Genomic DNA, 22,330 nt, shown 5'->3' on the forward strand with positions numbered 1-22,330 from the left:
TTAGTATATCCATTAATATTAGTATTATCCAAACGGACATAGATAATTCAGGAAAATTTGAGTGATAAAGAAATCTTGGCTCTGTAGAGCCTTGATATATAAGGGCTAAGAATTATGCTTAACCCTAAAAATAAAAAATAGACGAGGTGATTATATTGTTAAGAAAGTTTATTGAATTCTACAAACCGTATATAAAGTTATTTACGCTTGATTTTATAGCGGCATTTCTTGCAGCAGGATGTGATCTTGTATATCCAATGATTACAAGAAACATAATTAATGATATCGTACCAAATAGAAAATTCAGATTTCTTATAATTTTTGCGGTAGCATTACTTATAATTTATATTGCAAAAGCAGGACTTAATTATTTTATGACTTATTATGGACATGCTGTTGGAGTAAGAATGCAGGCTGATATGAGACAGAAGATGTTTGATCATCTTGAAAACCTTCCATGTGAATATTTTGATAACAACAAGACTGGAGTAATAATGTCAAGAATGGTTAATGACCTTATGGAAGTTTCAGAGCTTGCTCATCATGGCCCAGAAGATATTTTTACTTCACTTGTTATGTTTATTGGTGCATTAATTATACTATGCACAATAAATGTGCCACTAACACTTATAATTTTTGCATTTATTCCTCTTCTTTTATGGTTTACGCTTAGCAGAAGAAAGAAGATGACAGATGCCTTTTTAAAGACTAAGGTTAAGATAGGTGAAGTAAATGCTACACTTGAGAATAGTCTTGCAGGTGTAAGAGTAACAAAGTCATTTGTTAATAAGGAACATGAAATGAAGAAGTTCAAGGTTAACAATATGAAATTTAAGGAAGCAAGAGAATATGCATATAAAACAATGGCGGAGTATTTCTCTGGAATGAACTTCTTTACTGATCTTTTAAGCCTTATTGTACTTGTAGTTGGTGGTGTTTTTACTTACAATGGGTCAATTACTATTGGTGATTTTACAGCATATATTCTTTATATAAGTCTTTTTACTAATCCGGTTAAGAAGCTTGTAAACTTTATGGAACAGTATCAGGCAGGAGCAACAGGCTTTAAGAGGTATATGGAGATAATGGATCAGATTCCTGAAAAGGATATTGAACATGGTAAGGAACTTAAAGATGTTAAGGGGAATATTGATATAGAAAATGTATCTTTCAGTTATGAAAATAATGAGAAAGTACTGCAGAACTTCAGTCTTTCAATACCAGCAGGTAAAATGGTTGCACTTGTAGGTCCTTCAGGTGGAGGAAAGACAACTATTTGTAATATGATTCCGAGATTTTATGAATATGATTCAGGAAATATATATATTGATGGTACAGAAATTCATGATGTTTCACTAAAATCTTTGAGAGATAACATAGGTATAGTTCAGCAGGATGTATTTTTATTCACAGGTACAATTAAAGATAATATAGCATATGGAAATCCTGATGCTACTGATGAAGATATTATGAGAGCGGCTAAGATGGCGAGCCTCCATGAATTTGTAATGACACTTAAAGATGGCTATGATACATACATTGGAGAAAGAGGAGTCAAGCTTTCAGGAGGACAAAAACAGAGAATATCTATTGCGAGAGTATTCCTTAAGAATCCGCCAATATTGATTCTTGATGAGGCAACTTCAGCTCTTGATAACATAACTGAGCATGAAATTCAGATGTCTTTAGAGAAGTTATGTGCTGACAGAACTACTCTTGTAGTAGCTCACAGGCTTTCAACAGTACAGCATGCTGACGAAATAGTTGTAGTTACAGACAAAGGTATAGAAGAAAGAGGAACACACGAAGAACTTATGAAGCAAAATGGAATATACGCAGGATTCCATGTAGTATATAAGTAATTTAAAATTTAAAATGTACAAGGTATAATTTGGCAAGAAATCCGCTAGACTTATGCTCGTGGATTTTTGCATTTTAATGAAGGATACCTTCAAGCCTCTGTGATTTAATCTATAATTTTAAAATCTAAAGTCTAAATTAATAAATGGTAAAGTTCGTGATTTATTTAACAAAATTTGTTATAATAGAAAAGAGTAGAAATTATGAGTAAAAAGTGTATATGAGGTGAGAATATGAAAAAAATAGTAATTGATGGGGATGTTATAGAGACAGATGAAAACATTTCAATTCTGGAACTTGCACGTAAAAACAACATAAGTATACCTTCTCTTTGTTTTTTAGAAGAATGCAATGGTGTTACTAAATGTGCAGTCTGCATAGTTGAAATATCATATGAAGGAAAAACTAAGCTGTCTACATCTTGTACAACAATGGCTGAAGATGGAATGGTAGTTACTACAAATTCTGAAAAAGTTCAGGAAATGGTCAAAAAAAGAATATCAACATTATTAGATAAACATGAATTTAAGTGTGGACAGTGTACTAGAAGAGAAAATTGTGAGTTCTTAAAGCTTGTTATAAAGACTAAGGCAAGAGCAAGCAAGCCATTTTTAGTACAGGATAAGACTCCATACATGGATACAAGAAGCGTATCAATTCAGATAGATAGAACTAAGTGTCTTGAATGTGGGAGATGTATAGATGCCTGTAAGAAAAAAACTGGTACATGCACTCTTCAATTTGAAAGAGTTGATGGCAAGAGAATTGTAACTCAGGTTGAAGGTAAAAAGTTTGAAGATACTAACTGTCTGCTTTGTGGGCAATGTGTTGCTGCATGTCCAGTTGCAGCTTTAACTGAAAAGACTGAATTAGATAAAGTAAAGGAAGCAATAGCTGATCCAAACAAGCATGTAGTAGTTGCTATGGCACCAGCAGTAAGAGCTTCTTTAGGCGAATTATTTAACATGGGATATGGAGAAGATGTTACTGGTAAAGCTTATACAGCGTTAAGAGAACTTGGCTTTGATAAGGTATTTGATATTAACTTTGGTGCAGATATGACAATCATGGAAGAAGCAACTGAACTTATCCATAGAATTCAGGAAGCTGGACCTTTCCCAATGTTCACTTCATGCTGTCCAGGATGGATAAGACAGGTGGAAAATTATTACCCACAGTACCTAAAGAATTTATCAACAGCTAAATCTCCACAGCAGATTTTTGGTGTGGCAACAAAAACATATTATCCAGCTATAGCAAATATAGATCCTAAAGATGTATATACAGTAACTATAATGCCATGTACAGCTAAAAAATATGAAGCAAATCTTTCATATAATGAAACTAATGGGCTAAGAGAGATAGATGCAGTTTTAACAACAAGAGAACTTGCAAAGATGATTAAGGATGCTAAGATTGCATTTGCAAAACTTGAGGATAGCGAAGCAGATCCAGCAATGGGAATGTATTCAGGGGCTGGAGTTATCTTCGGAGCAACAGGTGGAGTTATGGAGGCAGCACTAAGAACTGCTAAGGATTTTGTTGAAAACAAAGATCTTAAGGATATTGATTATACAGAAGTTAGAGGATTTAAAGGAGTAAAAGAGGCAACAGTTAAAATTGGTGACAATGAATATAATGTTGCAGTTATTAATGGAGCTAAAAATCTTTCTGAATTTATAGAGTCAGGAAAAATCAACGAAAAGCAATATCACTTTATAGAAGTAATGGCTTGTCCTGGAGGCTGCATAAATGGTGGTGGTCAGCCACATGTTTCTTCCGAGATAAGAACAAAAAATGATTATAAAAAACTTAGAGCTTCTGTATTATATAACCAGGATAGTTCAAGATCTGTGGCTAAGAGAAAATCTCATCAGAATCCAGCTATAATTAAGATGTATAATGATTATGTTGGAAAGCCTGGGGAAGGAAATGCACATGAACTTTTCCATCATATATATGAAAAATAGGAGATTATTATAATTTTATGCAATTAAGCATATAGTATTTTATTCACATTAAAGGGTAATATTAATTTTGTAATAAATTAATATTACCCTTTGTCTTCTCATAAGTGGCAATAATTATAATATATATAAAATAAAAACACGTGAAAAAAATGTTGAAGTTATGGTATAATTTAAAAAAATAAATAGAATGGGAGAAAATAGTATGAATAATGAACAAAAGACAAGTAAATTAACATTAATACCGTTAATACTTATGATCTTTACATCAGTATTTGGATTTGCTAATATGCCTAGAGCATTCTTCTTAATGGGATATTCAGCGATTCCATGGTATTTAATATCAGCTATACTATTCTTTATTCCTTATGCATTTATGCTTTCGGAATACGGAGCAGCATTTAAGGACGAAAAGGGTGGAATATATTCATGGATGGAGAAATCAGTTGGACCTAAATATGCATTCGTTGCTACATTTATGTGGTATGCATCATATGTAGTATGGATGGTTAATATATGTTCATCAATATGGGTTCCATTATCAAACGCTATATTTGGTAGTGATAAGACTGGAGAATGGGCATTTGGATTCCTTAATTCAACTCAGCTTTTAGGTGTTTTAGGTGTTTTATGGATTATATTTATAACAGTAGTTGCATCTAAAGGTCTTGATAAGATTAAGAAGATTACATCTGTTGCAGGTACAGCAGTATCATTATTAAACATAGTTCTTTTAATTGGAGCAATAGCAGTATTAATAGCAAATAAAGGTCAGGTTGCTGAACCAATAACTTTAAATGCATTTGTTAATTCACCAAATCCATCATATCAAAGTCTTATATCAGTAATATCTTTCATGGTATTTGCTATATTTGCTTTTGGTGGAATTGAAGCAGTAGGAGGTCTTGTTGACCAGACTGAGAATTCAGAAAAAACATTCCCTAGAGGAGTTACAATAGCAGCTATAGTAATATCTGTAGGATACTGCGTAGGAATTCTTATGGTTGGTTTATTTACTAACTGGAATGATATATTAGCAGGTAAGTCAGTAAATATGGCTAACGTTGCTTACGTTGTTATGAACAACCTTGGATATCAGGTAGGTACAGCACTTGGCTTATCACAAGCTGTAGCAGTATCAATTGGTACTTGGATAGCAAGATTTACAGGACTTTCAATGTTCCTAGCATTAACTGGAGCATTCTTTACACTTGCATATTCACCACTTAAGCAGCTTATTGAAGGAACTCCAAAAAAGATGTGGCCAGGAAAAATGGGTGAGATCGAAGATGGAATGCCTAAGAATGCTATGTGGATACAGTGTATAGTTGTTGCTGTAATAGTTCTGCTTGTATCATTTGGTGGAGAAGATGCTCAGGCTTTCTTTGGTAAGTTAGTTCTTATGACAAATGTTGCGATGACAATTCCTTATATGTTTATAGCAGCAGCATTTATTAAGTTTAAGAATAATGACAGCATTGCTAAACCATTTGAAATTTATAAGAACAAGAAGATAGCAGCTGCGCTTTCAATTTTAGTAACTGTAGTAGTAGGCTTTGCAAACTTCTTTACTATAATTGAACCAGCTGTTAATGGAAACATAGCAAACACTATTTGGATGATTGCAGGACCAGTTGTGTTCTCAATAGTAGCAATTGTTATTTTCAACAATTATGCAAAGAAAAACAAATAATTTTTAAATAAGAAGTTCCTCACAGTAATGTGGGGAGCTTTTTTTGCGCTCGAATATCACTTGGCTTTCTGCAAATACTAATAATAATTTAGAATTTAAAATTTATCATTAAAATAAGGAGTGATATAAGATGGATAGTTTTCCTAAGAGTTTTCCTGCTCAACATCAGGATAGTCAGCCAGGGATTGAGTTACAGATGATGCCTCAGCCTGTTTATATAAAAGATGGTTATAATAAAATTACTGATAGACTTAAAGATAAAGTTGCTGTAATTACAGGTGGTGACAGTGGTATTGGAAAAGCTGTATCATTTGCTTTTTCAAAGCAGGGGGCAAAAGTAAACATAGTTTGCACCGAAAAAGAAAAATGTGATGCAGAAGAAACAAAGAAGGAAATTGAACTTGAAGGCGGAACGTGTGATATATATTATGGAGATGTTAAAGATGAGCAGTTCTGTATAAGCGTAATAGAAGGAGTCATCAAGAAATATGCCACAATAGATGTTCTGGTAAATAATGCAGCTGTTCAGTATCCTCAGCAGAAGATTGAAGATATAACAACACAGCAGATGAAGGAAACTTTTGAAACAAATATATTCAGCTATTTCTATTTTACTAAAGCAGCTATGAAATATCTTAAGAAAGGTTCAAGTATAATCAATACAAGTTCAATAACTGCATTTAAAGGCAGCAAGGACCTTATTGATTATTCAGCTACAAAAGGAGCAATAGCTTCATTTACAAGATCACTGGCAACAAATCTTGCAGATAAGGGTATAAGAGTTAATGCTGTAGCACCTGGTCCTATATGGACTCCACTTATAGTATCTTCATTCGATTCAACAAAAGTGTCACAGTTTGGAACTGATAATCCAATGAAGAGGGCAGGTCAGCCAGTAGAAGTAGCAGGAGCATATGTATTTTTAGCTTCATATGATGCATCATACATAACTGGTCAGACAATACACGTAAACGGCGGAGAAATCATCAACGGGTAATAAATTTAGAATTTAAAAATTAAAATTTAAAATTGAGGAAGGAATCAGCATGCTGATTCCTTTATTTTATATGGAGGCGCTGCCTCCAAACCGCTTAATTCTCTAATTGATAATTAAGAAGAGTTTTAAAGAGGAGAATTCTCCTCTTTTTTCGAAACTCCCACGGAGTTTCATCCATAATTTTAAATTCTAAAATATAAATTTTAAATTACTTCTAAACATTTAAAAATATTGAAAAAGTATTTTTATGTTATACCGTAATTAATTGAAAAGGATAATGTATAATAATAAGTAGAGTGAAAAATTATTTATATGATGGGAGATAATATGATGCAGAGCTATACAATTGTAACTGGAGCAAGCTGTGGTATTGGATATGAAATAGCACAGCTTTTTGCTAAGGATAAGAATAATCTGATTTTAGTTGCACGAAATGAAGAAAAATTAAATGAGATAAAAAAAGACTTTGAGCAGAAGTATAAGATAAATGTAATAGTAATAAGGCTTGACCTTAGTGTGGATAATGATGTTGATTACCTATATGAATATGTGGAAAAAAATAAAATCGTTGTGGATAATTTAATTAATAATGCCGGCATAGGAAACTTTGGTGAATTTTATAAAGCAGACTGTACTAAAGATCTTGATATGATAAAGCTTAATGTTTATTCACTGACTAAACTTATGAAATTATTCCTACCTAACATGATAAAAAGAAATAAAGGAGGAATATTAAATGTTGCATCTACTGCTGCATTTGGTGTTGGACCTATGATGTCAGTATATTATGCAACAAAGAGTTATGTATTGTCATTAACTGAATCAGTAAGTGCAGAGGTTAAAGGCACAAACGTTAAGATTGCAGCTATATGTCCAGGACCTGTTGATACTGGATTCCAAGGAAAAGCAGGAGTTAAGAAAGCTAAGATTGCTAAGGGGTATATGATGAAGGCCGATGAGGTAGCTAGAGATGCATATAAGAAGTACAATAAGGGAAAAACTATAATTATTCCTGGGTATAAAAATAAAGTACTGGTACAGAGTTTTAGATTTTTACCAAGGAAGGTTATTGGTATGGCAGCACTTAGGTTAAATAAATAGTAAGAATAGGGGATGTTATTATGGGCTTATTTAGTGGATACTTATTAATTACTGACATGGACGGTACTCTTCTTGATGATGAGAGAAACATATCAAATGAAAACATACAGGCTATAAAGGAATTTATTGCTGAAGGCGGAAGTTTTACTATAGCTACGGGCAGAACTGTGGAATCAGCAAGACGTTATATAGATAGATATTTTAAAGATATACATATTGGAGCTCCTGTTGCTTTGTATAATGGTGGCAAGATATATGATTTCAGCAAAGAAGAAACTGTGTGGGAGACATATGTAAGCGGTCATAGTAAAGATGTCTATAAAAAAATAAAAAAAGACCATCCGGAGTTAGGACTAGAAATTTATTCAGATGAAGTAACATACATATATAATAGATGCAGGTTTACAGATAGATATAAGAATCTACATTACAAAGTTGAATATGATACTGACGACAGCATATTTGATAAGGACTGGACAAAAGCTCTTATTATCGGCGAAAAAGAAGATATGGATAAGTTTGAGGATGTAGCAAGAAATCATTACGATATAAGCAATATTGTAAGGAGTGCAGCTAATTACCTTGAAGTACTTCCAGATGGTACGTCTAAAGGATGCCAGATAGAAAAGATTTGTGAGATAACAGGTTTTGATCTTAATAAGACGATAGCCCTTGGTGATGAGATGAATGATCTTGATATGATCTTAAAGTGTAAATATGGATTTGCGGTGGCTAATGGAAATCCCCATCTTTTAGAAAAAGCAAAGCACAAGACAGTAAGCAATAATGAAAGTGCAATAAAAGCAGTAATAGAATACGTAAGAGAAAAAATAAAATAACTATAAAAACATATTACTTTTGAGATGTTTTTTATGTGATTAGAGCTACTATGTAGCTCTTTTTTTATTATATAACTATATTTCCATATAAATTTTTGCATGTAAGGCATTGACATTAGGAAAAATATACTATATTATATCATCATACGATATATCGCAACTCGATATATCAGATAAGGAAGTGTGAAAATGGCAGATAATTTAGAAAAACATATTCCACTAACCGAGAGCACATATTACATTTTATTATCATTGACTGAGGAGATGCATGGTTATGGAATTATGCAGAAGGTTGACGAGATGAGCAAGGGCAATGTAAAGCTTGGGCCAGGAACATTGTATGGCGCACTCTCTAAACTTCTTAAGCAGGGATTTATAAAAGAAATACAGGATGATACAAGAAGGAAGAATTATGTTCTTACAGAATGTGGAATGGAGCTTGTAAAAATGCAGCATGAAAGAATAAAGATTCTTTATGATAATGGTGTAAAAATCGTAGAGGAGAAGTGACAGGGAAATGGATGAAGGGATTACTGTAAAAAAGTTATTTTGGGCTTGGAATTATGAAAAAGAAGAAAAATGGCTTAGAGAAATGAGCAATAAAGGTTATGAATTTTCTTCATGGAGTATAGGAAAATATAGATTTAAGAAGACTGAACCTAAGGATATTATATATAAACTTGATTATAATCCATTGTGGTGCAGAAATAGTGGCGGTTATATGGAATTTATCAAAGAATGCGGTTGGGAATTCTGTGACAGCATGTGTGGATGGAATCTATACAAGTGTGATGCTGATAAGTGTCTATCTGAAGAAATTTATACAGGTAAAGATAAAATAAAGATAATGCATAGGATTGGAACTTATATAGTGGCCTTATCTTTGTTAGAGGGATTCTTCTTCTTCATGGGATTTATAAAACCAATGATTCAGGGAAAATGGCCAGGAGCGATCGATACAATATTATGGAGCTTTTTAATATTAGAATTTTTATTTATAGATATAAATCTCTATGCAGCTTATAGGAAAAAGAAAAAGGATTTATAGGAGGAATTTATGTTAGAGGTAAAAAATTTATGTAAGGAATTTAAAGAAAAAAAGGGAATTAAAAAGGCTGTTGATAATATCAGCTTTAAACTTGAAAAGGGAGAGATAGTTGGTTTACTTGGTGAAAATGGGGCAGGAAAGACAACTACAATGAGAATGATCTCTACGATGCTTAAGCCAAGCAGTGGAAGCATAAATGTTAATGGCTTTGATGCTGTTAAGAATTCGGCTGATGTAAGAAGAAATATTGGAATCTTATTTGGCGGTGATGTGGGGATATATGACAGACTTACTGCAAGAGAAAATATAAGATATTTTGCAGAACTTAATGACGTTAAAAAAGAAGAAATCAATAAGAGAATTGATGAAATGGCTAAGGATCTTGATATGGAAGAGTATATTGATAAGAGAGTGGGCAAGTTCTCAAGAGGTATGAAACAGAAGGTATCAATTGCTAGAAGTATAATCCATTATCCTGAAGTAATGCTTTTTGATGAGCCTACAACTGGTCTTGATGTTACTGCAGCAAGAACTATTCATGACTTTATAGAAAAATGTAAAAGCGAAGGTAAGACTATACTTCTTTCAAGCCATTCAATGAAGGAAGTTGAGAAACTTTGTGACAGAGTAATTATAATTCATAAAGGAAAACTTGTTGAAGAAGGCACTATTTCAGGATTAAAGGAAAAGTATAACAATAATGATCTTGAAGAAGTATTCGTACAGCTTATTAGTGGGGGGGTAAAATAATGAATCATTTTCTTACAATATTAAAAAAAGAATTACTAGATTTATTAAGAGATAAAAAGACAGTAGTTATGGGTATTCTTCTTCCTATAATTTTATATCCAATAATGATGATTGGTATGGACAAATTAGCTGAGAAAAGTTTTGATGTAAACAAGAAGAATTTCTCAATAGTTGTTCAAGATGATGGAAATTCACAAGTGAGAGAATTGCTTAAGGGTCAAAAAAATATAACTATAAAAGATGAAAAGGATGCAAAAAAAGCACTTAAAGATGGAGATATTTCTTTAATTGTTGAGGTTCCGAAGGATTTTGATGAGAGTGTAAAAAGCCAGAAGATATCAGAAGTTAAGCTTATTTATGATGATAAGTCTCAGGATTCTGCAATGTTAAATAGCATGATTCAGTCAGTTATGAATGAATATGGACAAAAGGTGGCTGAACAGAGATTAAAGGACAAGGGCATAGATACATCTATATTAACTCCATTTACTACTGAAAGTAGTGATATTTCTAAGACAGCATCAGGTAAAGATGATGCAGCATCTGGTATTGTTAAAGGTATGATGATGGTTCTTCCAACATTAGTAGTAATGCTTCTTTTAATGCCTACTATAGGTATAGCTGTAGATCTTTGTGCTGGAGAAAAAGAAAGACAGACTATGGAACCATTACTTTCAACAGCAGTAAATAGAACATCTATAGTATGGGCTAAAATAGCAGCACTTGCAGTTGTTGCAATAATAACATTAGTATGTACACTTGGTGCTATGTCAGTGTCTATCAAGACTATAGGAAATAATGCAGAGATGACGTTTGTAAATGCAAGATTTATTTTATCTACAGGAATAACATGTTTATTCTTAGTGCTAGCTTTTGGTGCACTTCAGATAGCAATAAGTATTTATGCAAGATCAATAAAAGAAGCAAATTCTTATTTATCAGGGGTAAGTGTACTATCAATGGTTCTATGCTATGTACCATTTATGATGGATGCTAAGAGTATACAAATGGTGTTCTTTAATATACCAGTTGTTAATACAACATGTCTTTTAAAAGAGCTTATGGCAGGTATATACAGAACAGATCATCTTCTTATAGTATTAGCTTGGAATGTAGTATATACAGTAGCAGCAGTATTATTTGCAAGATACATGTTCTCAAAAGAAGAAGTAATATTTAGATCATAGATCACATCACAAATTTTTGATTTGACTATTAATTTATTAAGGAGATACCTTTATGAGAAAAAAGTTTAATAAATATATGACAACAGGTTTGTTATTTAATGGTGCTTTTTTAATGACAAGAGAAATTGATGCAATTCCAGAAATAATAAAGGGGTTTTTTGCTGGATTTGCGATATCACTTATGTTATTTGGAATTTATGCTGATTGTCATGATGTATCAAAGTTTCAAAATAAGAAAAGACAGTTTATAAAAAGAATGTTTAATAGATAAATTTTTATTGTGGTATAAAGGAAGGCAATAGAAATAAAAGTAATTGACAAAATAAGTTTATTGGAATATACTAAATTAAAAATTAAGATTTATTAGAGCAAAGAAGAGAAATAGTAGAAGTATATTTCTTTTTAAGAGAGTTCCTGGCTGGTGTGAAGGAATAAAGAAGATATTTTGAATACATCTCAGAGCTAAACACCAAAATCGCAAGAAAGTAGGCTGTTTTCGGATTACCTGCACCCGTTATAGTGCTAGAGTATTTTTATTGCATAGGAAAGTACGTGAAAAATCTATTTTTATATTGTAATTAATTGAAGATAAAAGATTCATAGACCTATGTTAGAGAATATTAAGACGTACTTTCGTCCTTTAGTCATCCAAGGGTTTTAAGACTTATGCAGAGCCGACTTGGAGCTTGCCGACGGAGGATTCGAAATAAGTCTTAAAATCCTTTTTTGTACTCGATAAGGTTGGTTATGGTGACATAATCGATAAACTGAGGTGGTAACACGTGAGATTATACTCTCGTCCTCTGGAATATTTAATTCCGGAGGATGAGAGTTTTTTTGTTTTATAAAATCTTTTTAATTCATATCTTGTGCGCGCAATATTAAGGTATGTATTAAGGCCGGCCTAGAATTTTTATTACAATTAATTTTGGGAGGAATAAAAATGTTAAGTGTAAAAGAACAGTTAGAAATAATATCAAAGGGTACAGATGAAATAATAGGTATGGAAGACCTTGAAACAAAACTTAAGAAGAGTATTGAGGAAAGCAAACCTCTTACTATAAAGCTTGGACTTGATCCATCAGCACCGGACATCCATTTAGGTCACGCTGTTGTGCTTAGAAAGATTAAACAGATGCAGGACATGGGGCATAGAGCAGTAATCATACTTGGCGATTTTACTGGCATGATTGGAGATCCTACAGGAAAGAGCAAGACAAGAAAGCAGCTCTTACGAGAACAGGTGCTTGAAAATGCAAGGACTTACAAGGAACAGCTTCTAAGGGTTCTTGATCCAGAAAAGACTGAAGTTAAATTTAATAGTGAATGGCTTGCTAAGCTTAATTTTTCAGAAGTTTTATCTCTTGCTTCTAAGTGTACTGTAGCAAGAATGATGGAAAGAGAAGATTTTAAAAACAGATTTACAAATGGTCAGAGCATAGGGATCCATGAATTCTTTTACCCTATAATGCAGGCTTTTGATTCTATTCATCTTCATGCTGACATCGAGCTTGGAGGAAGAGATCAGAGATTTAATTTGCTTATGGGAAGAACGTTGCAGAAGGAGTTTGGTCAGGAGTCACAGGCTGTAGTAATGATGCCACTTTTAGAGGGTACTGATGGTGTAAACAAGATGAGTAAGAGTCTTGGTAATTACATTGGAATAGATGAAGATGCTGTAGCTATGTTCAATAAAGTAATGACTATACCTGATAATCTTATTATTAAATATTTTAATCTGGCCACAGATATGCATCCTAAGGATATCTCTAAAATTGAGGAAAGTCTTTCTATGGGCGAAAATCCAAAGAATATAAAAATGCAGCTTGCAAAGGAAATAACTACTTTATACCATGGAGAAACTGAAGCTAAGAAAGCAGAGGAAAACTTTATACAAGTTTTTGCTGAGAGACAGAAACCTCAGGAAATAAGAGCGGTAAGTATTGAAGAAACAGATGACATTCTTTCTGCTATGGTTAAAGGAAAGCTTTGTGCGAGTAGAAGTGAAGCAAGAAGACTTGTTTTAGGAGGTGCTGTAAAGATTAATGATCAGAAGACAACAGACTTTAAAACAGCAGTAAAAAATAATGATATTATTAATGTAGGAAAATTTAAGTTTATTAAGTTAGTTCATAGAGCATAATGCTCTATGCAATATGCGTTGATTTAGGTTTTTGTTGTTTATTTTTTTTATATAATTAAAATATAAAAGATATTTAATTAATACTAAAGAAGGATGAGGATGAGTTAATTTATGAGAAAAGCTGTGTTTTTTGATATAGACGGAACACTTATTGACTGTTTAAACGGCATGAATGATATGTCTGATGAGGTGAAAAAAGCGATAAGAGAGCTGCAGACACAAGGAAATTATGCCTTTATTGCATCTGGAAGACCATATGCATTTTTAAGTGAAGAAATCTTAAAATTTGGTTTTGATGGTTTTGTGCTTGCAAATGGCGCTGAGATAATCATGGACAATAAAATTATCTATGCAGGTGAATTTGATAAAGAGTTTGTAAAGGAAGTTACAGATGAATTTGACAGCTTAGGAATCCAGTACATTTTAGAAGGGGAGCACTATTCATATATAAAGAGAGAGCATAAAGATATGTGGGATTTCTATATGAATATAGGAATCTCCTCTAAATTAATTATGAGTGATTTTGATGTGGACAAACTACATGTTCTTAAAGCAGAAACATTATGTAGTAATAAGGAAATAGAAGATAAGTGTATAGAGATAATGGATAGAAATCCTCAGTATGGTTATTTTCACAGTATTGGAGCTAACACTTTTGAGATATATAATAAGGAAAATACAAAGGCTTCTGCAATAATAAAATTGCTTGAATATCTTGATATATCAAGAGAAAACAGCTTTGCATTTGGAGATGGGACAAACGATATTGAAATGCTGTCAGAAGTGGGATGTGGAATAGCAATGGGAAATGCATCGGATTATGTTAAAAGCTTTGCCCATAAAGTCACAGACACAGTTTATGAAGATGGAGCAGCGAAAGGAATATACAAGTATATATTGGATTAGAAAGACTATTAGTTTCAAGTTAAATAACCCGATAAAAGAAAATTTGTAGATTAGATCAGAAATCAGAACGAAGAGAGCAGAGAAAAGGATGAAACTCCCTAGAGGAGTTTCGAGCCAAGGTATAAGCGAACAAATTCCTTTCTCTCTGATCTCATATCTCTAATCTATCAAATACTGTTTATAGGGCTCATTTTTTATTTTAGATTAATATGAAATGTAGCATTCAATCTTGCTTAGGTCTACTCCGAAGTAGATCCACTTAAAGGCTATAAATCTCCAGCCACTTAGTGATTTTTCGTCACAACTTGTGATGTATGCCCAATATGACCTGCCATTTAGCTGCCATACGTAAGTGAATTTATTGAAACAGTCTTTCATGTTTTCTGTAGTAATATCCTTAACTACACTATTTCCGCTGTTGCTTATTTCTGTTTTTGAAGGTATAAATGGAGGTGGAGATGATTGTGGAGGAATATTAGCAGCAGGAGGAGGTATAACTAAAGTATCCTGATTACCTTCTGATCTATTTGCTGTGAAGTCATCATCATCCATGTATATTGGTGAATAAGTATATGGAATATCTACTTCATATTCGCCTACAGCATCAAAGCCGGTACTATCATTAAAAAATCTGAATTTATTGTTGGAATTTAACTCATTATTTTCATCCAGCATAAAAAACCTTCCTATAATATTTATCTTTATATAATTATGAGGGAATAAGAAAAAGTTGCATGATTTTTATTTATTGAAAATGAAAATTAAGGTTATACTAAATAATAATATTTGAGATAAAAGGAGAGTAATTTATGGATAAGTGGGAATACAAAGTCAAGACTATTAAGCTTGAAGAGATCAATGAAAAAGAAATTGAAGATCTTTTTAATGTAATGGGTGAAGATAATTATGAACTTATATCATCAAATGTAGTTGAATATGATGGTAGTCATACCATGATAAACATCTTTAAGAGAAGGTACAATTATCTATAGAAGCATTGACAAAAAACCGGTTATATATAATAATAAAATAGGCTTCAATAGGACAAAGCGAAGCGAAAGAGGGTAAATATTCTAGTAATGTAATTCCACAGGTTATTTTGCTGAATATTTAAGCTTTTAATAAGAAATCCGCAGTTATTACTGCGGATTTCGGAAGTAGTATCCTTCGTTAAAAAGATACATATTGTAAATTTAATAAAAGTTTCAAGGAAAAAAGTAGTGTATGTCTGATTTTAAGCATACACTACTTTTTTATATTTGTGACTTGACTTAAACATATTTTTACAATATAATTTGATACAAAGAATATTTGGAGCTAAAATGCACTTTAAATTGGTCCCGTGAGGCCAGAAAGGGGTATATGCTATGACATACTTAGCAGTAATATCTGGAAAGATTATAAATTTGTTTAATAATATAATTATATATAAAGAACACTAGGGATTAATTTTTTTATCGATTAATTAACCCCTTAGTGTTCTTTTTCAATATTTATAAGCATTAAACATATTTATGAGTGTATTTTGCTTTATAGTTTAAAAGGAGTGACTACTATGAAAGCAAAACTTATTTTAGAAAATGGCATAGAATTCGAAGGAAAGGCATTCGGATATCTTAAAGAATCAGTTGGCGAAGTTGTTTTTAATACTGGAATGACTGGTTACCAGGAAGTTCTAACAGACCCATCTTACTATGGACAGATAGTTACTATGACTTATCCCCTTATAGGTAACTATGGAATAAATCTTGAAGATGGTGAGTCAGACAAGCCTAAAGTTAGAGGGTTTATCGTAAGAGAAAAATGTGATGAACCAAGTAATTTCAGATGTGAATTTTCACTTGAAGATTACATGAAGCAGAATAAAATTACTGGACTTTATGGCATTGATACAAGAGCACTTACAAAGATTCTTAGAGATAACGGTACTATGAAAGGTATCATAGCACTTGAAGATATGTCTAAAGAAGAAGTTAAGATGAAGCTTGACAGATTTTCAAACAGGGGCGCTGTAAAGGAAGTAACTACTGATAAAATATATAAAGTTAATGGTAGTGGCAAGAAAGTTGCCATTATGGACTTTGGTATAAAGAAGAACATAGTAGATAACTTCTCAAAACGAGGATGCAGCGTAACGGTGTTCCCAGCAGATGCAACAGCAGAAGATATCTTAAGTATTGATCCTGACCTTGTATTCTTGTCAAATGGACCAGGAGATCCACAGGATGTTAAATCAGGAATAGAAACTGTTAAAAATCTTGTAGGAAAGAAGCCGATAGTTGGAATATGTCTTGGACATCAGCTGTTAGCACTTGCTCTTGGCGGAGATACTGCAAAACTTAAATTTGGACATAGAGGATGCAATCATCCAGTTAAAGATTTAGTGCATGATACTGTTCACATAACATCACAGAATCATGGATATTATGTAAGCAGACTTCCTGAAGGCATGGAAATTAGTCATGTAAATGTTAATGATGGTACTGTAGAAGGAATGAGACATAAAACTTTACCGATGTTTTCAGTTCAGTTTCACCCTGAAGCATGTCCAGGACCACAAGATAGTAACTACATTTTTGATGAATTCATGAAATATGCACTTTAGGAGGATGAGAGTATGTCATTAAATAAAGATATTAAAAAGGTATTAGTAATAGGATCAGGTCCAATAGTAATAGGACAGGCTGCAGAATTTGATTATTCAGGAACTCAGGCATGTGAGTCATTAAAAGAGGAAGGAATAGAGGTTGTACTTGTAAACTCAAATCCGGCAACTATAATGACTGATAAGGAAGTAGCAGATAAGGTATATATAGAACCTTTAACATGCGAGTTTGTAGAAAAAGTAATAGCAAAGGAGAGACCAGATAGTCTTCTTGCAGGCATGGGTGGACAGACAGGACTTAATCTTGCAGTTGAACTTTATGATAAAGGAATTCTAGACAAATATAACGTGAAAGTAATCGGTACTTCAATAGCTTCTATAAAAGAAGGAGAAGACAGAGAGCTTTTCAGAGATATGATGAATAGAATTAACCAACCTGTTATAAAAAGTGACATAATAACTGATATGGAATCAGGATTAAAGTATGCTAAGGAACTTGGATATCCTGTTATTGTAAGACCAGCATATACTTTAGGAGGAACTGGTGGTGGTATAGCTGAAAATGAAGAGGAACTTAAAGTTATACTTGAATCAGGACTTCAGTTAAGTTCAATTGGACAGGTACTTCTTGAAAAGAGCGTTAAGGGTTGGAAAGAAATAGAGTATGAAGTTATGAGAGATTCAAAGGGTACATGTATTACAGTATGTAATATGGAAAACATTGATCCAGTTGGAATTCATACAGGAGATAGTATAGTTGTAGCACCAAGCCAGACTTTATCTGATAAGGAATACCAGATGCTTAGAAGTGCATCAATTGACATTATTAATGCAATCGGAATTGAAGGTGGATGTAATGTACAGTTTGCATTAAATCCTGATTCTTTTGAATATGCTGTTATTGAAATTAATCCTAGAGTGTCTCGTTCATCAGCACTTGCTTCAAAAGCAACTGGTTATCCAATAGCCAAGGTGGCAGCAAAGATAGCACTTGGATATGGACTTGATGAAATTAAAAATGCAGTAACACAGAAAACTTATGCATGCTTTGAACCAACTCTTGATTATGTAGTGTGCAAGATTCCAAAGTGGCCATTTGATAAATTCACAGGAGCTGATAGAGAACTTGGAACTAAGATGATGGCGACTGGAGAAGTAATGGCTATAGGAAGCAACTTTGAAGCAGCCTTCTTAAAGGGAGTTCGTTCACTAGAAATAGGAAAATACTCTTTAGAGCATCCAAAGTTTAGAGAATTAAGTATTAAGGAACTTAAGAGAAGAGTAATGTCTCCAGATGATGAGAGAATATTTGCTCTTGCAGAAATGTTAAGACGTGATTACAGAGAAGAAAAAGTTGCAAAGATTACAGGAATAGATATGTTCTTTATCAAGAAGTTTAAGTGGATAGTACAGCAGGAACAGAAGCTTAGATTAAGTCATCTTGATGAAGTTAATAAGGACTGGCTATTAACTCTTAAGAAAAAAGGATTTTCAGATAAAGCTATAGCAGATATGCTCAGAGTCAGCCCAGATGAAGTGTATAGATTAAGAAGTCTCTGGAATATAAAAGTTGTCTACAAAATGGTTGATACATGTGGTGGAGAATTTGAAGCTTTATCACCATACTATTACTCAACTTATGATGAATATGATGAAGTTGAAGTATCAAATAAGAAGAAGGTTATGGTTTTAGGATCAGGACCAATAAGAATTGGACAAGGAATTGAGTTTGACTATGCTTCAGTACATTGCGTAATGGCATTAAGAAAACAAGGAATAGAAACTATAATAGTTAATAACAATCCTGAAACTGTAAGTACAGACTTTAATATATCAGATAAGTTATATTTTGAACCTTTAACTGAAGAAGATGTTTTAAACATAATTGAAAAGGAAAAGCCAGATGGAGTAATACTTCAGTTTGGAGGTCAGACTTCTATAAAGCTTGCTGAATTCTTAAAGGAAAAGAATGTACCAACTTTGGGAACAACTGCTGATCAGATTGATATGGCAGAAGATAGAGAAAAATTTGATGATCTTCTTGAGAGATTAGGAATCTCAAGACCAAAGGGTAAAGGAATCTGGAGCGTTGAAGAAGGACTTAAGGAAGCAGAAAGACTTGGCTTCCCAGTGCTTGTAAGACCTTCATATGTACTTGGTGGCCAGGGAATGGAAATAACTCATGATGAAGAAGAGTTAACATTCTACTTAAGCAATGCATTTGAAAAAGACCATAAGAACCCAATACTTATAGATAAGTATTTAATGGGAAGAGAAATAGAAGTAGATGCAATATCTGATGGCGAAGATGTGCTTGTACCAGGAATAATGGAACATCTTGAAAGAGCAGGAGTTCATTCTGGAGATAGTATAACAATGTATCCAAGCCAGCATATAAGTGATGCTATGAAACAAAGAATACTTGATTACACTAGAAAGCTTGCACTAGGAATAGGCATTAAGGGCATGATAAATATTCAGTTCATAGAATTTGAGGGTAATCTTTATGTAATAGAAGTTAACCCAAGAGCTTCAAGAACTGTGCCTTATATAAGCAAGGTAAGTAAAGTTCCAATAGTTGATATAGCTACAAGAGTAATGCTTGGAGAAAAGCTTAAAGATATTGGATACGGTACAGGCTTATACAAAGAACCACAGTATGTATCAGTTAAGGTTCCTGTATTCTCAACTCAGAAGCTTCCAAACGTAGAAGTATCTCTAGGACCTGAAATGAGATCTACAGGTGAAGTACTAGGAGTAGGAAGAAACATACTAGAAGCTCTATACAAAGGTTTTGTAGGAGCAAATATGTATGATTCTCCTAAGAAGAAAGTTCTTACTACAATCAACAAGCATGATAAAAAAGAATTCCTTAATATAATATCTCCACTTAAGGATCTTGGTTATGAATTCATGGCAACAAAGGGAACTGCTGAAGTGTTAGAATCAATTGGAATCAATGCTAAGGTAGTAAGAAGACTTAATGAAGAACATCCTAATATCATGGATGTTATCAAGCATGGTGAAGTTGATCTTGTAATCAATACACCAACAAAGGCTAACGACTCAAAGACAGATGGCTTCCACATGAGAAGAGCAGCAATCGAAAGAAATATCGGAGTAATGACTGCATTAGACACAGTAAGAGCACTTGTGGAAGTAAAGAAAAACAAGATAGAAGATACAGAAATACCTGTTTTTGATCTTGCAAAATAAAAATATAAAATAAATAAAAAAGGAGCACTTTGTTTTATGTCAAAGTGCTCCTTTTTTACTGATGTATATGTTCATTTATTATATCACTGATTATTTGGCCATCTTTTATTGTTAAAATACGTTTGCAATAAGATGCTATTAATGGGTCATGAGTAATAATAATAATCGTTTTACCTTGATTATTTAGCTTAGTAAGAATATTCATAATATCTTTGCCTGTTTTTTGATCTAAGGCACCAGTTGGTTCATCTGCCAAAATTATTTTGGCGTCACTACATAATGCTCTTGCGATAGCAGCTCTCTGTTGCTGTCCACCTGATAGTTGATTAGGCTTCTTTTTATATTGTTCCTCTATGTGAAGTTCTTTTAGACAGTTCATTACAAGCCCTTTCTTTTTCCTTTTTGTTATCTTTCTAAAGCTTAAAGGAAGTTCAACGTTGTCATAAATAGTGTAATCTTTCATCAAAGCAAAATGCTGAAAGATAAAACTTATACTTTGATTACGAATAATACTTAGTTCCTTATTATTCATAAGACTTATATCGTTATCTTTTAAATAGTATTTCCCTGAAGTTTGATTATCCATACATCCTATTATATTGAGTAATGTGGATTTTCCAGAACCTGAGGGACCCATAATAGCTAAATATTCACCTTTATCTATATTTAGAGAGATATTTTTTAAGGCTTCAGTTTTATAATCATTTTTTCCATATACTTTAGATATATTTTGTAATTTGATTAAGGGCATCATTCCTTACCTCCTATTAATTCTTTAGGACTCAACTTAGAAATTTTTCTAAGTGGAAGTATAGATGAGAGTATAGAGAATACTAATAAGAATATAATTATAAAAGCAGTTGTGTTTAAATCAAATAATTGCATTGTAGATATTCCAATAGATGATTCTCCCCTTAATTTATATAAGGCTATAAGAGAGATTAAAAAAGCAGGTATCATAAGGGTAATAATTTCTCCAATAATTAATGTTTTTATATATTTTGTGCTTCCACCACATACAATTCGTATTCCTATTTCTGACTTTTTGGAATTGATAGAATAGTACATTATTAGAGATAATCCTAAACATGATACTATTGTAAAGAAAACTGCTATGAGAGTAGTAATAAAAATTCCTTGCTTATTCATAGTTCTTATTTGCTGAATCTGATCATTTAAGCTTGTACACTCTATATCTAGATTAAACTTTCTACCTAATGTGCAGATGTTGCTTTTAACATTGCTATCAGAAATACCCTTGTCGTTAATGAAAAAATAAGACTGAGACTTTATCGCTTGATTTAATCCGGATTTTTCTATAATGTATGGAGTTATTATTTTATCATTTAATGAAATAAGTTTATTGGATACTGGATAGGAGTTTTCAAACCATTTGAGATTATCATTGAAGAAACCTACTACTTTATATTTTCTATTATCTAAGCGACTTGTATATATTTGATTTAAATTTATAATTCCTTTATATACTTCACTTACAACCATAGGAATTACAGAATTATTCTTGTAAATGAAATCTTCTTCTTTTAGAGCTTGTCCATCCTTGATTTGTACATTCATTTTTTTATAAATTGAATAATCTACTGTGTAGAGTTCTATTGATGATGGATATTGTTCTTTGAATGTTCCTTTCGTGAATTTTAGTCTCAAATTTTTAAACTTATTATTATTTGACAATTCATCATATTCTGTATTTGTCAGATGGTATGACCCTATATTAGATGAACCTAAATACTTACAGAGGTTATCATCAAGTTTACTAAATGAATCTGCAAATTGCTGAGAGTCAGAACTATTATTAAAACTAATTTGATATATATTTTTGTACTCGTTACCGAGTACAGATTCCATTTGTTTTTGAGGGTAATCTAGCATTCGTATACTGTCATAACTATATACTAGAATAATTACTGTTATTGCTACCTGTATAATTATAAGGATACTGCTTAATTTCTTTTTAAATAATCCTTTAAGGATAGTTTTTATTAACATTATAAATA

19 protein-coding genes are annotated in these 22,330 nt (G+C 32.5%); 16 read left to right on the forward strand and 3 right to left on the reverse strand.

Translation table 11 applies throughout. From position 1 onward, the window contains the following. Window positions 1-155 precede the first annotated feature (155 nt). The 13 genes from FYJ33_RS04550 (at window position 156) to FYJ33_RS04610 (ending at window position 14,491) form a co-directional block, all read left to right on the forward strand. Entirely contained in the window at window positions 156-1,862 is a 1,707-nt protein-coding gene (locus FYJ33_RS04550) for an ABC transporter ATP-binding protein (RefSeq protein WP_154530587.1), read from the forward strand. Window positions 1,863-2,093: 231 nt separating this feature from the next. After that, window positions 2,094-3,830, forward strand: coding sequence for a ferredoxin hydrogenase (locus FYJ33_RS04555; protein WP_154530588.1), 1,737 nt, complete (start codon window positions 2,094-2,096; stop codon window positions 3,828-3,830). A gap of 202 nt (window positions 3,831-4,032) precedes the next feature. Next, window positions 4,033-5,520, forward strand: coding sequence for a glutamate/gamma-aminobutyrate family transporter YjeM (gene yjeM, locus FYJ33_RS04560; RefSeq protein WP_154530589.1), 1,488 nt, complete (start codon window positions 4,033-4,035; stop codon window positions 5,518-5,520). A gap of 130 nt (window positions 5,521-5,650) precedes the next feature. Further along, window positions 5,651-6,517, forward strand: a complete 867-nt coding sequence (locus FYJ33_RS04565) for an SDR family oxidoreductase (protein WP_154530590.1) — start codon at window positions 5,651-5,653, stop codon at window positions 6,515-6,517. 327 nt (window positions 6,518-6,844) lie between these two features. Then, on the forward strand, window positions 6,845-7,618 hold the full coding sequence (locus FYJ33_RS04570; RefSeq protein WP_328598655.1) for an SDR family NAD(P)-dependent oxidoreductase: 774 nt from the start codon (window positions 6,845-6,847) through the stop codon (window positions 7,616-7,618). Between the two features lie 20 nt (window positions 7,619-7,638). Further along, window positions 7,639-8,457 carry a Cof-type HAD-IIB family hydrolase gene (locus FYJ33_RS04575; protein ID WP_154530591.1) on the forward strand — a complete coding sequence of 273 codons (819 nt, stop codon included), beginning with the start codon at window positions 7,639-7,641 and terminating at the stop codon, window positions 8,455-8,457. A 189-nt stretch (window positions 8,458-8,646) separates the two neighbouring features. Further along, window positions 8,647-8,967, forward strand: coding sequence for a PadR family transcriptional regulator (locus tag FYJ33_RS04580; RefSeq protein WP_154530592.1), 321 nt, complete (start codon window positions 8,647-8,649; stop codon window positions 8,965-8,967). Between the two features lie 7 nt (window positions 8,968-8,974). After that, the gene (locus FYJ33_RS04585; protein WP_154530593.1) at window positions 8,975-9,505 is read left to right on the forward strand and encodes a DUF2812 domain-containing protein; all 531 of its coding nucleotides are present in this window, start codon (window positions 8,975-8,977) and stop codon (window positions 9,503-9,505) included. 9 nt (window positions 9,506-9,514) lie between these two features. Next, window positions 9,515-10,255 carry an ABC transporter ATP-binding protein gene (locus tag FYJ33_RS04590; RefSeq protein WP_154530594.1) on the forward strand — a complete coding sequence of 247 codons (741 nt, stop codon included), beginning with the start codon at window positions 9,515-9,517 and terminating at the stop codon, window positions 10,253-10,255. Further along, window positions 10,255-11,442 (forward strand): ABC transporter permease, encoded by a 1,188-nt coding sequence (locus FYJ33_RS04595; RefSeq protein WP_154530595.1) that lies wholly within the window; start codon window positions 10,255-10,257, stop codon window positions 11,440-11,442. The genes FYJ33_RS04590 and FYJ33_RS04595 overlap by 1 nt, the downstream gene beginning before the upstream one ends. 52 nt (window positions 11,443-11,494) lie before the next feature. Beyond that, window positions 11,495-11,713 (forward strand): hypothetical protein, encoded by a 219-nt coding sequence (locus FYJ33_RS04600; RefSeq protein WP_154530596.1) that lies wholly within the window; start codon window positions 11,495-11,497, stop codon window positions 11,711-11,713. Between the two features lie 672 nt (window positions 11,714-12,385). Further along, window positions 12,386-13,585, forward strand: a complete 1,200-nt coding sequence (gene tyrS, locus FYJ33_RS04605) for a tyrosine--tRNA ligase (RefSeq protein ID WP_154530597.1) — start codon at window positions 12,386-12,388, stop codon at window positions 13,583-13,585. A 111-nt stretch (window positions 13,586-13,696) separates the two neighbouring features. After that, the gene (locus tag FYJ33_RS04610; RefSeq protein WP_154530598.1) at window positions 13,697-14,491 is read left to right on the forward strand and encodes an HAD family hydrolase; all 795 of its coding nucleotides are present in this window, start codon (window positions 13,697-13,699) and stop codon (window positions 14,489-14,491) included. A 204-nt stretch (window positions 14,492-14,695) separates the two neighbouring features. On the opposite strand, the gene FYJ33_RS04615 is transcribed toward FYJ33_RS04610, so the two are convergent. Continuing rightward, a complete protein-coding gene (locus FYJ33_RS04615) occupies window positions 14,696-15,166 on the reverse strand; it encodes a hypothetical protein (RefSeq protein WP_154530599.1) in 471 nt (156 codons plus the stop codon). Window positions 15,167-15,300: 134 nt separating this feature from the next. Between FYJ33_RS04615 and FYJ33_RS04620 the strand changes: the two genes are divergently transcribed. The 3 genes from FYJ33_RS04620 to carB all read left to right on the forward strand — a co-directional run bounded on the left by FYJ33_RS04620 (window position 15,301) and on the right by carB (window position 20,312). Next, the gene (locus tag FYJ33_RS04620; protein ID WP_154530600.1) at window positions 15,301-15,483 is read left to right on the forward strand and encodes a hypothetical protein; all 183 of its coding nucleotides are present in this window, start codon (window positions 15,301-15,303) and stop codon (window positions 15,481-15,483) included. A gap of 563 nt (window positions 15,484-16,046) precedes the next feature. Beyond that, on the forward strand, window positions 16,047-17,096 hold the full coding sequence (gene carA / locus FYJ33_RS04625) for a glutamine-hydrolyzing carbamoyl-phosphate synthase small subunit (RefSeq protein ID WP_154530601.1): 1,050 nt from the start codon (window positions 16,047-16,049) through the stop codon (window positions 17,094-17,096). A gap of 12 nt (window positions 17,097-17,108) precedes the next feature. Beyond that, on the forward strand, window positions 17,109-20,312 hold the full coding sequence (gene carB, locus FYJ33_RS04630) for a carbamoyl-phosphate synthase large subunit (protein ID WP_154530602.1): 3,204 nt from the start codon (window positions 17,109-17,111) through the stop codon (window positions 20,310-20,312). A 55-nt stretch (window positions 20,313-20,367) separates the two neighbouring features. On the opposite strand, the gene FYJ33_RS04635 is transcribed toward carB, so the two are convergent. Both FYJ33_RS04635 and FYJ33_RS04640 read right to left on the reverse strand, forming a co-directional pair. Continuing rightward, entirely contained in the window at window positions 20,368-21,063 is a 696-nt protein-coding gene (locus tag FYJ33_RS04635; RefSeq protein WP_154530711.1) for an ABC transporter ATP-binding protein, read from the reverse strand. After that, the gene (locus FYJ33_RS04640; protein WP_154530603.1) at window positions 21,063-22,322 is read right to left on the reverse strand and encodes an ABC transporter permease; all 1,260 of its coding nucleotides are present in this window, start codon (window positions 22,320-22,322) and stop codon (window positions 21,063-21,065) included. Before FYJ33_RS04640 ends, FYJ33_RS04635 begins: the two co-directional genes overlap by 1 nt. Window positions 22,323-22,330: the final 8 nt, after the last annotated feature.

It is taken from the genome of Inconstantimicrobium porci, from assembly GCF_009696465.1.
Lineage (GTDB): Bacteria > Bacillota > Clostridia > Clostridiales > Clostridiaceae > Inconstantimicrobium > Inconstantimicrobium porci.